12 protein-coding genes are annotated in these 13,248 nt (G+C 61.4%); 10 read left to right on the plus strand and 2 right to left on the minus strand.

Going from position 1 to position 13,248, the window contains the following annotated elements; genetic code table 11:
* The first annotated feature begins 44 nt into the window (after positions 1-44).
* The 3 genes from ACFIQF_RS14485 to ACFIQF_RS14495 all read left to right on the plus strand — a co-directional run bounded on the left by ACFIQF_RS14485 (position 45) and on the right by ACFIQF_RS14495 (position 3,566).
* The gene (locus tag ACFIQF_RS14485; protein WP_393943902.1) at positions 45-788 is read left to right on the plus strand and encodes an NUDIX hydrolase; all 744 of its coding nucleotides are present in this window, start codon (positions 45-47) and stop codon (positions 786-788) included.
* Between the two features lie 84 nt (positions 789-872).
* Complete coding sequence (locus ACFIQF_RS14490; RefSeq protein WP_393943904.1) at positions 873-1,493, plus strand: programmed cell death 2 domain-containing protein; 621 nt, start codon at positions 873-875, stop codon at positions 1,491-1,493.
* Between the two features lie 69 nt (positions 1,494-1,562).
* Entirely contained in the window at positions 1,563-3,566 is a 2,004-nt protein-coding gene (locus tag ACFIQF_RS14495; protein WP_393943906.1) for a peptidase U32 family protein, read from the plus strand.
* Positions 3,567-3,720: 154 nt separating this feature from the next.
* Here ACFIQF_RS14495 and ACFIQF_RS14500 read toward each other — a convergent pair whose 3' ends face one another.
* Positions 3,721-5,064 (minus strand): MFS transporter, encoded by a 1,344-nt coding sequence (locus tag ACFIQF_RS14500; protein ID WP_393943908.1) that lies wholly within the window; start codon positions 5,062-5,064, stop codon positions 3,721-3,723.
* Positions 5,065-5,250: 186 nt separating this feature from the next.
* On the opposite strand from ACFIQF_RS14500, the gene cyoA reads away from it, so the two are divergent.
* The 7 genes from cyoA to ACFIQF_RS14535 all read left to right on the plus strand — a co-directional run bounded on the left by cyoA (position 5,251) and on the right by ACFIQF_RS14535 (position 12,159).
* Entirely contained in the window at positions 5,251-6,306 is a 1,056-nt protein-coding gene (cyoA, locus tag ACFIQF_RS14505) for a ubiquinol oxidase subunit II (protein ID WP_393943910.1), read from the plus strand.
* Positions 6,307-6,335: 29 nt separating this feature from the next.
* Positions 6,336-8,339 (plus strand): cytochrome o ubiquinol oxidase subunit I, encoded by a 2,004-nt coding sequence (gene cyoB / locus ACFIQF_RS14510; protein WP_393943912.1) that lies wholly within the window; start codon positions 6,336-6,338, stop codon positions 8,337-8,339.
* Positions 8,332-8,961 carry a cytochrome o ubiquinol oxidase subunit III gene (gene cyoC / locus ACFIQF_RS14515; RefSeq protein ID WP_393943914.1) on the plus strand — a complete coding sequence of 210 codons (630 nt, stop codon included), beginning with the start codon at positions 8,332-8,334 and terminating at the stop codon, positions 8,959-8,961. Before cyoB ends, cyoC begins: the two co-directional genes overlap by 8 nt.
* Positions 8,962-8,964: 3 nt before the next feature.
* A complete protein-coding gene (cyoD, locus tag ACFIQF_RS14520; protein WP_393943916.1) occupies positions 8,965-9,396 on the plus strand; it encodes a cytochrome o ubiquinol oxidase subunit IV in 432 nt (143 codons plus the stop codon).
* Positions 9,397-9,464: 68 nt separating this feature from the next.
* Entirely contained in the window at positions 9,465-10,220 is a 756-nt protein-coding gene (locus tag ACFIQF_RS14525) for an SURF1 family protein (RefSeq protein WP_393943918.1), read from the plus strand.
* A gap of 135 nt (positions 10,221-10,355) precedes the next feature.
* The gene (locus tag ACFIQF_RS14530; RefSeq protein ID WP_393944185.1) at positions 10,356-11,654 is read left to right on the plus strand and encodes an ATP-binding protein; all 1,299 of its coding nucleotides are present in this window, start codon (positions 10,356-10,358) and stop codon (positions 11,652-11,654) included.
* The gene (locus ACFIQF_RS14535) at positions 11,617-12,159 is read left to right on the plus strand and encodes a response regulator transcription factor (protein WP_393943919.1); all 543 of its coding nucleotides are present in this window, start codon (positions 11,617-11,619) and stop codon (positions 12,157-12,159) included. The genes ACFIQF_RS14530 and ACFIQF_RS14535 overlap by 38 nt, the downstream gene beginning before the upstream one ends.
* A gap of 17 nt (positions 12,160-12,176) precedes the next feature.
* Here the strand turns inward: ACFIQF_RS14535 and ACFIQF_RS14540 are convergent, their stop codons facing one another.
* On the minus strand, positions 12,177-13,076 hold the full coding sequence (locus ACFIQF_RS14540) for a LysR family transcriptional regulator (protein ID WP_393943921.1): 900 nt from the start codon (positions 13,074-13,076) through the stop codon (positions 12,177-12,179).
* Between the last annotated feature and the right edge of the window lie 172 nt (positions 13,077-13,248).

The raw sequence follows: 13,248 nt of genomic DNA on the forward strand, positions 1-13,248 counted from the left end.
GTTGTACAATACAACCTAACTTCTCGTTCGTCAAGACCTGCGCCATGGGTGTTACCGCCATTCACACAAAAGCCACCCCCGACTTTCCCCGCCCGTTCACCACGGTAGATGTGGTGATCTTCACCGTGGCCGAAGGTGCGCTGCAGGTGTTGCTGGTGCAGCGCCCGAGCCACAGCACGGCCGAGCACCAGGAGCCCTTCCCCGGCCAGTGGGCGCTACCCGGCGGCTTTGTGAATGTGGAGCTGGATGCCGATTTGGAGGCCTGCGCCCGCCGCAAGCTGCGCGAAAAAACCGCCGTGGACAGCCCTTATCTGGAGCAATTGGGCAGCTGGGGCGGCCGGCAGCGCGACCCACGCGGCTGGTCGGCCACGCATGTGTACTTTGCGCTGATTCCCGGCCAACACCTGCAGCTGAGCAAGGGCGCCAACGCGGCCGATGTGGCCTGGTTTCCGGTAGACGGCTTGCTGGCCGAGCCGCAGCTGGCGTTTGACCACAGCGAGATATTGCGCACTGCCGTAGAGCGCCTGCGCAGCAAGGTGGAATACACATCGCTGCCCGCGTTTTTGCTGGCCGAGCCGTTCACGCTGCCGCAGTTGCAGCAGGTGTATGAGACCGTGTTGGGCCGCCCGGTGGACAAAAGCGGCTTCCGCACGCGCATGTTGGCGGCGCATTTTCTGGTGGAAGCCGGCCATGTCGAAGGCCCGTCGAACCGCCCGGCCATGGGCTACCGGCTCAGCGACCGCCATGAGGTAGTGATGTTTCCACGCACTTTCAGCCCGCGCTCTTAAAGCACATGGGGTTAGTCCGTCTGGGCAATCGCATTCGCCTCCATTCACCATGCAGTCTGTCTGCCAGCTCATGAGGAAGCAACCATGACGATTTTGATGATCAACCAACCGGAAGCCAGCGAACAAGCCTCGGACCAAACCATGTTCGGCGGCAGACCCAGTGCACCAGCAGGTCAGCTGGATTGGCCAACTTGCGCCACCTGCGGCGGACCCATGGAGTTTGAAGGACAGCTGCGCAATACGGCCGATTCGAGTTTGCTGCTGGTGTTCATGTGCCAGAACGACCCGGGTTGCTGTGACGAATGGGATGCCAATGAAGGCGGCAACAAGGTGCTGGTGGTACCCGCGAGCAACCTGCAACTGGTCACCCCACCCGAAAAAGGGCAAACCGTGCGCGCCACGCGTTATGGCGCCAAGCTGCTCAACTCGGCCGAGCCCAACTACGACAGTGCACACCAACAGTGGGCTGATGAGAGTGGCGAATCGCCACGCCACGTGCTGGGCCAAATGGGTGGCGAGCCCACATGGGTTCAAAACGACGAAACGCCTGATTGCGACGCCTGCGGCCAACCCATGCAATTGCTGGCCCAGCTGGAGGAAGGGCCAGACCACCGGACAGCCATGAACTTTGGCAGCGGCTGCGGCTACGTGTTCCGCTGCGGCTGCACCCAGCCCGGGCTGGGCAAGCTGCTCTGGCAGTGCTGACAGCGGCCGAGCGCCGAGCAATTACCCTCCGATGCCGTCAGCAGCCGCACCTGAGATAATCCTGCCCCTATGTCTCTCCTGCCCCACCAGCTCGAACTGCTCTCCCCGGCCCGCGATGCCGATATCGGGATTGAAGCCATCAACCACGGCGCGAACGCTGTCTACATCGGCGGCCCGGCCTTTGGCGCGCGCGCTACGGCGGGCAACGATATTCGCGACTTGGAGCGCTTGATCAAGCACGCGCACCGCTATGGCAGCCGCATTTTCATCACGCTGAACACGATTTTGCGCGACGACGAGCTGGAAGGCGCCCGCCAGATGGCCTGGCAGGTGTACAACGCGGGCGCAGACGCGCTGATCATCCAGGACATGGGTTTGCTGGAGCTGGACATGCCGCCGATCCAGCTGCACGCATCGACGCAAACCGACATCCGCACGCCCGAGAAGGCGCGTTTTCTGCAAGACGCCGGCCTGTCGCAGATCGTGATTGCGCGGGAGCTGGACCTCAAGCAGATCAAGGCGATCCGCGAGGCAACGGATCCATCGCGCACCACTATCGAATTCTTTGTGCACGGCGCGCTGTGCGTGGCCTATTCTGGCCAGTGCTTTATCAGCCACGCGCACACCGGCCGCAGCGCCAACCGGGGCGATTGCAACCAGGCTTGCCGCCTGCCCTATGAGGTGACCGACCAGAGCGGCCGCATCATCGCGCATGAGAAACACGTGCTGTCGATGAAGGACAACAACCAGAGCGACAACCTGCGCGCCTTGATCGACGCCGGCGTGCGCAGCTTCAAGATTGAGGGGCGCTACAAGGACATGGGCTATGTGAAGAACATCACCGCCCATTACCGCAAGCTGATCGACGAGGTGATCGAGGAGCGCGAGTTCTCCGATGCGCCGCTGGCGCGCTCGTCGTCTGGCCGCACCACCTTCACTTTCGAGCCCGATCCGGATCAGAACTTCAACCGAGAGTTCACCGACTATTTCGTCAACGGCCGCCAGGACGATATCGGCGCCTTCGATACGCCTAAAACCCCCGGCCGCTCCATCGGCTGGGTTACGCAAGTGGGCGACAAGTGGTTCGAGCTGGAAGCCGCAGACAAGGCCACCGAGCTGCACAACGGCGACGGCCTGTGCTACTACGACCTGCAAAAAGAGCTGGTGGGCGTGCACATCAACCGCGCCGAATGCATGAACGCCAAGAAAGGCATCTGGCGCGTATTCCCCAAGAACGAGATTGCCGAGTTCAAGGATTTGCGCAAGGGCCTGGAGATCAACCGCAACCGCGATATGGACTGGGTGCGCACGCTGGAGAAAAAGTCGAGCGAGCGCCGCATTGGCTTGTGGGCCGAGTTCAAGGAAACGGCCGAGGGCTTTGCGCTCACGCTGACCGACGAAGACGGCTTTGCCGCCACCGCCAGCATTGCCCAGGAGCACCAGCCGGCCACCGACGCCAGCAAGGCCGAGGCCAGCCTGCGCGAGCAATTGGGCCGCTTTGGCACGACGATTTTCGCCGTACACGATATTGCGCTGAACCTGTCGCAGCCCTGGTTTGTGCCCGCTTCGGCGCTCAACCAGTTGCGCCGCGAAGCCGTGGCCGCGCTGGAAGCCACGCGAGAAAAAGGCCTGATCCGTCTGCCACGCGCAACACCGGTCGAGCCGCCCGTGCCCTTCCCGGAAGACACGCTCACCTATCTGGCCAACGTTTTCAACCAGAAAGCGCACGATTTTTACGTCAAGCACGGCGTGAAGGTGATCGACGCGGCCTACGAGAGCAAGGAAGAAGAAGGCGAAGTCTCGCTGATGATCACCAAGCACTGCGTGCGCTTCTCGATGAGCCTGTGCCCCAAGCAAGCCAAGGGCGTGATCGGCGTGAAGGGCACCATCAAAGCCGAGCCGCTGCAACTCATCAACGGCAAGGAAAAGCTCACCTTGCGCTTTGACTGCAAGCCCTGCGAGATGCATGTGGTGGGCAAGATGAAGAAATCGGTGCTGAACCAGCACGCCAAAGAGATGCAGGAGCACCCGATGCAGTTCTACCGCACGCGCCCCACGCCGACCCAAGGCTGATCAGGCCCGGCCCCAAAAACAGAAAGAGCTGCCTTCAAGCAGCTCTTTTTACGTCGATTCGCAGCCGGCAGTCAATCCGTCAGCTGCTGCGGCTCAGCAATAGAGCCGCATTCGACAAAACCAGGCACGGGCCCAAGAGAACCCGTGACGAAGATCAAGCGCCCGACTCGCGGGACTCCAGCGCGCGGTTGATGCCCAGCGCCACCAAGGTGCAGATGGCGCCCGAGAGCAGATACAGGCAGACAGCCACCAGGCCGAACTTGGCCGACAAGCCCAAAGCGACCAGCGGCGCAAAGGCAGCGCCCACCAGCCAGGCCATATCGGTAGACAGCGCTGCGCCGGTATAACGGTACTTGCTGGAGAAGTTGGCCGTGACCGTGCCCGAAGACTGGCCGTACGACAGACCCAGCAAGATGAAGCCGACGATGATGAAAATATCGTGCCCCACTACGCCCATGGACAGCAGCTTGGGCGTGGCCAGGCTGAACAGACCGATCAGCACCGCCATGGCACCCAGGGTGTTGCGCCGACCAAAGTTGTCTGCCAGCTTGCCCGAGGCCACCACCGCCAGCGCCATGCAGCAGGCGCCCGCAATCTGCACCAGCAACACCTCGGTGAGCGACTGGTCGGAATACAGCAAAATCCACGACAGCGGGAACACCGTCACCAGGTGGAACAGCGCAAAGCTGGCCAGCGCGGCAAAGGCGCCGATGGCGACGTGACTGCCTTCTTCATCGATCAGGCGGGTGACGCTGACCGGCTCCAGCTCACGCTCCTCCATGGCCTGGGTATAGGTTTGGCCCAGCACCAGTTGCAGGCGGGCAAACAGGGCCACCACGTTCAGAGCAAAGGCCACGTAGAACGGATAGCGCCAGCCCCAGCTGAGGAATTCGCTCTCGGACAGCGTGCTGTACAGGTAGGCAAACAGGCTGGCCGCGATGACAAAGCCCAGCGGTGCGCCCAGTTGCCCGATCATCGAGTACCAGCCACGGCGCTCTGGCGGCGCGCTCATCGCCAGCAGCGATGGCAGTCCATCCCAGGAGCCGCCCAGCGCCAGACCTTGGACGAAACGGAACAAGGCCAGCAGGTAGATCGCCGTGCGACCCAGGCTTTCATACCCGGGTAAAAATGCGATACCCACGGTGGCCACACCCAGCGCGAACAAAGCCACGGTCATTTTGGTGGCACGGCCCCAGCGGCGCTGGATGGCCATGGACAGCGCCGTCCCCACCGGGCGCGCAATGAACGCGATGGAGAAAATGGCAAACGACAGCAGGATGCCGTTGAGTTTGGAGAAAGTGGGAAAGAAAACCGCCGGAAAGACCAAGACCGACGCTATGCCAAATACGAAGAAGTCGAAATACTCTGACGAACGTCCGATAATAACGCCGACCGCAATTTCACCAGGTGTGACGTGATCATCGGCGCTGGACCGGGACTGTGGATCAGCGCTTTGCTTGCCGCCGACGGGAGATGCTGCGTAACCGAGACTACTCATACGAAAGCTCCTTCCTCAAGCTGTAACAGGCCTGTGACGACCGTACCCATCCAGGAGCCTAGCAGGGTACTTTCTCAGAGGACGTAGGACAAAATGTCCAATCGACAGGCCTGCCTCTAGCATTTACATTTGGTGGGATTTTGCAATCCATGTTTATACCTAAGCGCGCTTGCCGCGCCCTTCCGCATGCCTGATCTCAAGAAACTTCACGGGCCGTCTCGGCTCGTTGCGGCGTTACTGGCCGCCGCCAGCCTGGCTGGCTGTAATACTGTCGTGCTCAATCCCGCGGGAGACGTGGCAGCACAGTCCGGCAATCTGGTGATCATCGCCACCTTGCTGATGCTGATCATCATCGTTCCGGTGATGATCCTGATTGTTCTGTTCGCCTTCAAATACCGCGAGTCCAACAACCCCAGCGATTACGACCCCGAGTGGCACCACTCGACGGTGCTGGAGCTGGTGATCTGGACCGTGCCCCTGCTGATCATCATCGCCCTGGGCGCCCTCACCTGGATCTACACCCACAAGCTCGATCCCTACCGTCCGCTGGACCGTATCGATGCCAAGCGCGCCGTGCCCGCCGAGGTCAAGCCGCTTGAGGTGGAAGTGGTCGCCATGGACTGGAAGTGGCTGTTCATCTACCCCGAACAAGGCATTGCCACCATCAACGAGCTGGCAGCTCCCGTGGATCGCCCGATCCGCTTCAAGCTGACGGCCACCACCACGATGAACGCTTTCTACGTGCCTGATCTGGCCGGCATGATCTATGCCATGCCTTCGATGCAGACGCAGCTGAACGCCGTCATCAACAAGCCCGGTGTGTACAAGGGCATGAGCTCGCACTACAGCGGCTCGGGCTTTGCCGGCATGACCTTCAAGTTCCACGGTCTGAACGACGGCGATTTCAACGCCTGGGTGCAAAAGGCCAAGACCGAGGGCGCCGCCCTGGACCGCGCCGAGTACCTCAAGCTGGAAAAGCCCAGCGAGCGTGACCCGGTCCGCCTGTTCAGCTCGGTCGACAACACGCTCTACCACGCGGTGCTGAACCGTTGCGTGGAAGCCGGCAAGATGTGCATGGACGAGATCATGGCCAAAGATGCCGTGGCCAACATCAACGCCCGCGCCAAGGCTGGCAAGAGCGTCTCGCTGCTGCCTGCCGACGACGTCTGCACGGCTGGCAACGCCGCTGAGGTGATCACTGCCTTGGGCGAAAAAGAGCCTAGCGCTCCTGTGACGCAGTAACCCATCGCGAATTTTCAAAGAGACTCAATATGTCCGTAGCTACAAACGTAAGCCATGACCCGCTCTTGGGGCGGTTGACATGGAATGACATACCGATGGTGCATGAGCCCATCGTGTTGTGGACCTTTATCGCCGTGGTCCTGGGCGGCCTCGTCGTCGTTGCCGGTATCACCAAGTTCAAACTCTGGGGTCCGCTGTGGAAGAACTGGATCTGCTCCATCGACCACAAGAACATCGGCATCATGTACATGATCCTCGGTCTGATCATGTTCCTGCGCGGCTTTGCTGACGCGGTGATGATGCGTGGCCAGCAGGCCATGGCCGCCGGCGAAAGCATGGGTTACCTGCCCCCGCACCACTACGACCAGATCTTCACCGCCCACGGCGTGATCATGATCTTCTTCGTGGCCATGCCTTTTGTGACCGGCCTGATGAACTATCTGGTGCCGCTGCAAATCGGTGCCCGTGACGTGGCCTTCCCCTTCCTGAACAACTTCAGCTTCTGGATGACCACCTCCGGCGCCGTGCTGGTGATGGCTTCGCTGTTCGTCGGTGAGTTCTCCACCCTGGGCTGGCTGGCTCTGTCGGGTCTGGGCGAATACCACCCTGGCGTGGGTCTGGATTACTACATCTGGGCGCTGCAGATTGCCGGTGTCGGTACCACCCTCTCCGGTATCAACCTGATCGTCACCATCATCAAGATGCGCGCTCCCGGCATGACCATGATGAAGATGCCCGTCTTCACCTGGACCTCGCTGTGCACCAACGCCCTGATCGTGGCTTCGTTCCCGATCCTGACCGCTGTGCTGGTTCTGATGACGCTGGACCGCTACGTCGGCACCAACTTCTTCACCAACGAGCTGGGCGGCAACCCCATGCTGTACGTGAACCTGATCTGGATCTGGGGCCACCCTGAGGTCTACATCCTGATCCTGCCTTGCTTTGGCGTGTTCTCGGAAATCGTTGCAACCTTCTCGCGCAAGCGTCTGTTCGGCTACACCTCGATGGTGTACGCCACCGTGTGTATCACCATCCTGTCGTGGCTGGTGTGGCTGCACCACTTCTTCACCATGGGCTCGGGTGCCAGCGTGAACTCGTTCTTCGGCATCACGACCATGATCATCTCGATCCCGACCGGCGCCAAGATCTTCAACTGGCTGTTCACCATGTACCGTGGCCGCATCAAGTTCACCGTTCCCATGCTGTGGACCGTGGGCTTCATGCTGACCTTCACCATCGGTGGTATGACCGGTGTGCTGCTGGCCGTTCCGCCTGCTGACTTTGTGCTGCACAACTCGCTGTTCCTGATCGCCCACTTCCACAACGTGATCATTGGTGGTGTGGTGTTTGCCGTGTTCGCCGGTATCAACTACTGGTACCCCAAGGCCTTCGGCTACCGCCTCGACGAGTTCTGGGGCAAGGCATCGTTCTGGTTCTGGTTCGTTGGTTTCTGGGTCGCCTTCACGCCGCTGTACGTTCTGGGCCTGATGGGCGTGACCCGTCGCGTCAACCACTACGACGACACCTCGCTGCAAATCTGGTTCATCGTGGCCGCCTGCGGCGCAGCCCTGATCGCTGCCGGTATCGCTTGCTTCTTCATCCAACTGTTCGTCAGCTACCTCAAGCGCGACCAGCTGCGTGACGTGACCGGCGACTGCTGGGATGCTCGTACCCTGGAATGGGCTACTTCCTCGCCTCCTCCTCAGTACAACTTCGCTTTCACGCCTGCCGTGCACGACAGCGACGCCTGGTGGGACATGAAGAAGCATGGCTTCAAGCGCAAGCTCAGCGGTTTTGTGGAAATCCACATGCCCAAGAACACCGGCGCCGGCTTTGTGATCTCGATGATCGCCCTGGTATTTGGCTTCGCCATGATCTGGCACATGTGGTGGCTGGCTGGCATCAGCTTCGCCGCAATCGTGTTGGCCTCGATCATCCACACCTTCAACTACAAGCGTGACTACTACATCCCTGCCTCGCAGGTAGAAGCCACCGAAGAAGCTCGTACCCAACTGTTGGCCCGCCATGTCTAATCACCACACCATCGCCGGTGCGCCCGGCGCCATGAGCCGCGACTACTTCCTCAAGGAAGAGCCGCATGTAGAAAACGGTACCGCTCTGGGCTTCTGGCTCTACCTGATGAGCGACTGCCTGATCTTTGCCGCCCTGTTTGCCACCTACGGTGCGCTGGGCCGCAACTATGCAGGCGGCGCAGGCGGCGCCGAGCTGTTCGACCTGACCCTGGTCGCCATCAACACGGCCTTGCTGCTGTTCTCGTCGATCACCTTCGGCTTTGCCATGCTGGCCAAGCAAAAGGGTTCGGTGCGCGGCACCATCACCTGGCTGATCATCACCGGCCTGTTCGGTGCAGGCTTTCTGGCGGTCGAACTCTACGAGTTCCACCACCTGATCCATGTGGGCGCAGGCCCACAAAGCAGCGCCGCCATGTCGGCCTTCTTTGCCCTGGTCGGCACCCACGGTCTGCACGTCAGCTTTGGTCTGATCTGGCTGATCGTGCTGCTGCTGCAAATCGGCAAGCACGGCCTGACCCATGAGAACAAGCGTCGCCTGATGTGCCTGTCGATGTTCTGGCACTTCTTGGACGTGGTCTGGATCGGCGTCTTCTCCTTCGTATATTTGATGGGAGTGCTGTAAAAAATGAGCGCACAACACAATCACGCTGCACACGGCCACGATGACCACCATGGTCATGACGACGGCCCGCACAGCACCTTCTCGGGCTACATGATCGGCTTCTTCCTGTCGATCATCCTGACGGCCATCCCCTTCGCTGTGGTGATGGGCGACGTGTTCGACAACCGCAACACCACGGTGGCGGTGATCGCCTTCTTCGCGGTGGTGCAAATCATCGTGCACATGGTGTATTTCCTGCACATGAACGGCAAGATCGAAGGCGGCTGGACGCTGATGTCCACCATCTTCACCATCGTGTTCGTGGCCGTCACGCTGGCTGGTACCTTGTGGGTCATGTTCCACATGAACGCCAACATGATGCCTGCCCACAAGCACCTGACCGCGCCAGCGGCTGCTACGCAACCCGCCCCCGCGCAGGAACACAGCAACCACTGAACGTTTTGAACCCCGAAACGCAAGGGAATGCGGATGTAAAGCCCCCGCATTCCCCCTTCTTCCAGGCGATGCTTGCATTTGTAGGCATCGCCTTGTTTTTGGGCTTTTGTGCATTGGGCACCTGGCAGGTCTATCGCCTGCAATGGAAGCTCGATCTGATCGACCGCGTGGAGCGCCGCGTGCATTCGGCACCGCAAGCGCTGCCCGCGCCCGCGAGCTGGCAGCAGCTCGACGCCAAGGCGCTGGAATACCAGCCCAGCACCGTGCAAGGCCAATGGCTGGCCGGCAAAACCGTATTGACGCAAGCCACCACCGCGCTCGGCGCCGGCTTTTGGGTGCTGACGCCGCTGCAACAGGCGGATGGCAGCCAGGTCCTGGTCAACCGCGGCTTTGTGCCCGACAGCCTGCGCGCCACCTGGAGCGACCCGCAGCAACTGGCCGCCGCCACGCCCACAGGCGAAGTCACCGTTACCGGCCTCTTGCGTGCGACTGAGCCCAAGGGCGGCTTTTTGCGCAATAACGAGCCGGCCAACAACCGCTGGTTCTCGCGCGATGTGCAAGCCATTGCGCAAAGCCAGGGGCTGGCCGCCGCAGCGCCTTTCTTCGTTGACGCTGGCATGCCCGACGCCAGCACGCAGGTGGTGGGCGAGGCCAAGCGCAGCAGCGCCGCCGATCTGCAAAACCAGGTCTGGCCGCGCACCGGGCTCACGCAAATCCGCTTTACGAACAACCACCTGGTCTACGCCCTCACCTGGTATGGGCTGGCGCTGATGGTGGTGGGTGCAGCCTGGCTGGTCATGCGCCACCAGCGCCGCAAAGGCTGAGGCCTGCGCCGTCGCGCATAGCACAATTTGCAAGACACACGGGGTGATTGAACGCAGCTACTGCGGCACAATCGCCCCGTGCCTTTTTCTGCAGAATCCCCCTTTCAGGTCACCCACACCACCGACCGCCAGAACATGCAGCTGCTCATCCAGCTGCGCTGGCTGGCAGTGGTCGGGCAAGTGGTCACCATCTCGCTGGTGCACTGGGGGCTGGACATCCACCTGCCGCTGCACGAGATGTTCGCCATCTTGCTGGGCCTGGTCATCATCAACCTGGGCTGCATGTGGTGGCTGCACTGGCGCGAGCACGACATTGCGTCGACCGACCTGTTCATCGCCCTGCTGGCCGACGTCAGCGCGCTCAGCATGCTGCTCTACCTGAGCGGCGGTGCCAACAACCCCTTCATCACGCTGTTTCTGCTGCAGATCACGCTGGGCGCGGTGCTGCTCAAGCCGTTTTACGCTTGGGCGATTGTGGTGGTGACGGCTTGCTGCGCCGTGGCTCTGGCCTTCTTCTACCAGCCGCTGCAGATCATGACCAACCGGGGCGGCTCCATGCACTCGCTCTACCTGATCGGCCTGCTGATCAGCTTCGGGCTCAACGCCATCTTGCTGGTCGCCTTCATCAACCGCATCATGGCCAACTTGCAGCTGCGCGATGCGCGCCTGGCCGATCTGCGCCAGCGTGCCGCCGAAGAAGAACACATTGTGCGCATGGGCCTGCTGGCGAGCGGCGCAGCGCACGAGCTGGGCACGCCGTTGTCGACCCTGGCGGTGATTCTGGGCGACTGGCAGCGCATGCCGCAAATTGCGCAAGAGCGCGATCTGATGGACGACCTGCATGAGATGGAGCACCAGGTGCAGCGCTGCAAATCCATCGTCACCGGCGTGCTCATGTCGGCGGGCGAAACCCGGGGCGATGCGCCTGAAACCACCACCCTGGTCACCTTCATGGAGCGCGTGGTGGCGCAGTGGCGCGGCCACCGCCAGCCGGCCAACTTTGTTTACCGCGAACAATTGCCGAGCGATGTCCCCATCATCTCGGATACCGCGTTGCAACAGATGATTTTCAATGTGCTGGACAATGCACTGGAAGCCTCCCCCGGTTTTGTGCAGCTGTTCGTCGACTGCGACAGCGGCGACAACCCGCAGCTGCAACTGGTGGTGAGCGACAGCGGCCCGGGTTTCCGGGCCGACATCCTGGCCCAGCTGGGCAAGCCCTACCAATCCTCCAAAGGCCGTCCCGGCGGTGGTTTGGGCCTTTTCCTGGTCATGAACGTAGCGCGCTCGCTGGGCGGCCATGTCCAGGCCCGCAACCGCGAACAACACCTGGGTGGCGGCGCCGAAGTGCGCATCAGCCTGCCGCTCGCTGCCATCGCCTTGAACGACGAAACCCATGACGCCAACGCAAGAACGCTTACTCCTGCTGGTTGAAGACGATGCCGCCTTCGCCCGCACCTTGCGTCGCTCTTTCGAGCGTCGCGGCTACCGCGTGCTGCACGCCAGCAGCGCCGAAGAAGTGGCAGTGCTGCTGCAAACCGAGCGACCCCACTATGCAGTGATGGATTTGAAGCTGGCCGGCAACTCCTCCGGCCTGTCTTGCGTCCAGCTATTGCACGCACAAAACCCCGAGGCGCTGATTGTGGTGCTGACCGGCTACGCCAGCATTGCCACGGCGGTCGAGGCCATCAAACTGGGGGCTTGCCACTACCTGGCCAAACCCTCCAACACCGACGACATCGAGGCCGCGTTCAGCCGCGTCGAAGGCACGACCGAGGTGGATCTGCCCATGGCCACCACCTCGATCAAAACCCTGGAATGGGAAAAAATCCACGAGACCCTGGCCGAAACCGGCTTCAACATCTCCGAGACCGCGCGCCGCCTGGGCATGCACCGCCGCACCTTGGCGCGCAAGCTCGACAAACACCACGTGCGCTGAGGCAGCAAACGCTCAGGCTAAGCAGCCTCCACACAAGCGGCCACCAAGGCCTGCAACAAAGGCGAACGCTTTTTGCCCCGGCGTTGCAACAGCGAAAAAGGCCGGCGCATGGGCGGCAGTTCGCTGGCCAGCAGTGCCAGCTCGCCGCGCTCTATCCAGGGCTGCGCAATCACTTGCGACAGGCAGCTGATGCCGGCGCCACGCGCCACTGCGGTACAGATAGCCTCCGAGCTGCCCAATACGGCAACTACCGACCAATCGTGCAATTGCGAAAGCACGGCAAACTCCACCGCCTCGCGCGTGCCTGAACCTGCTTCGCGCAGCAGCCAGCGGCAAGCGCGCAGCTCCTGGATCGTGAGCGGCGCTTGTTGCGCATGCTGCACCAGGCTGTCGCCTGCGGCGGCGATCAGAACCAGCTCATCCTCGCGCCATGGCTGCACTTCCAGCTCCGGCCAATGGCTGGCACCTTCGATAAAGCCGATGTCTACGCGCGCATCGACCACCGCCTGCGCCACCTCGCGCGTATTGCCAATCACCACATCAAAGCGCACCTGCTCGTAGCGTTGCATGAAATCGGCCAGGATGGGCGGCAGCACATGGTTGGCAATAGTCGTGCTGGCCGCCAGCCGCAATTGCACGGGCGCAGCAGGCGCTGTGGCTTGCGTGGCTTTTTCCAGCAGTTGCGCCTGCTCCAGCAAGGTTTGCGCCTCGGGCCACAGGCTGCGACCCAGATCGTTCAACACCAGGCGCTTGCCGGCACGCGAAAACAGCTGCGCGCCCATGCCCGCTTCCAGCTGCTGCAAAGCAGCGCTGACGGCCGACTGCGACAAACCCATGGCATCGGCCGCAGCCACCGTGCTACCACTTTGCGCGATGGCACAAAACACTTCCCATTGGCGCAGACTGAGGTGGAGCATGGTCAGGAGCAGCGGGTCTGCTTACAGGCGCAGACACTGGTTTTTGTCAGATCTACCTATTTTATCGATAGATGATACAAAAACAATCAGTTATACACATATAAGCAAAATTTCTATAGTGACGCCATTGCCGTGAAGCCCTGCGCCCTGCTCCTTTTGCGCAGCGGTCTGG

Origin of the sequence: Comamonas trifloxystrobinivorans (assembly GCF_043359985.1) — a bacterium.
In the GTDB taxonomy this organism is placed as follows: domain Bacteria; phylum Pseudomonadota; class Gammaproteobacteria; order Burkholderiales; family Burkholderiaceae_C; genus Comamonas; species Comamonas trifloxystrobinivorans.

What these genes read in the sequence shown, in the direction of transcription:
- ACFIQF_RS14530 (WP_393944185.1), top strand. Translation starts at nt 10,356, where the DNA reads ATGCAGCTGCTCATCCAGCTGCGCTGGCTGGCAGTGGTCGGGCAAGTG.
- ACFIQF_RS14490 (WP_393943904.1), top strand. Translation starts at nt 873, where the DNA reads ATGACGATTTTGATGATCAACCAACCGGAAGCCAGCGAACAAGCCTCG.
- ACFIQF_RS14485 (WP_393943902.1), top strand. Translation starts at nt 45, where the DNA reads ATGGGTGTTACCGCCATTCACACAAAAGCCACCCCCGACTTTCCCCGC.
- ACFIQF_RS14500 (WP_393943908.1), bottom strand. Translation starts at nt 5,064, where the DNA reads ATGAGTAGTCTCGGTTACGCAGCATCTCCCGTCGGCGGCAAGCAAAGC.
- ACFIQF_RS14495 (WP_393943906.1), top strand. Translation starts at nt 1,563, where the DNA reads ATGTCTCTCCTGCCCCACCAGCTCGAACTGCTCTCCCCGGCCCGCGAT.
- cyoC (WP_393943914.1), top strand. Translation starts at nt 8,332, where the DNA reads ATGTCTAATCACCACACCATCGCCGGTGCGCCCGGCGCCATGAGCCGC.
- cyoB (WP_393943912.1), top strand. Translation starts at nt 6,336, where the DNA reads ATGTCCGTAGCTACAAACGTAAGCCATGACCCGCTCTTGGGGCGGTTG.
- cyoA (WP_393943910.1), top strand. Translation starts at nt 5,251, where the DNA reads ATGCCTGATCTCAAGAAACTTCACGGGCCGTCTCGGCTCGTTGCGGCG.
- ACFIQF_RS14525 (WP_393943918.1), top strand. Translation starts at nt 9,465, where the DNA reads ATGCTTGCATTTGTAGGCATCGCCTTGTTTTTGGGCTTTTGTGCATTG.
- cyoD (WP_393943916.1), top strand. Translation starts at nt 8,965, where the DNA reads ATGAGCGCACAACACAATCACGCTGCACACGGCCACGATGACCACCAT.
- ACFIQF_RS14540 (WP_393943921.1), bottom strand. Translation starts at nt 13,076, where the DNA reads ATGCTCCACCTCAGTCTGCGCCAATGGGAAGTGTTTTGTGCCATCGCG.
- ACFIQF_RS14535 (WP_393943919.1), top strand. Translation starts at nt 11,617, where the DNA reads ATGACGCCAACGCAAGAACGCTTACTCCTGCTGGTTGAAGACGATGCC.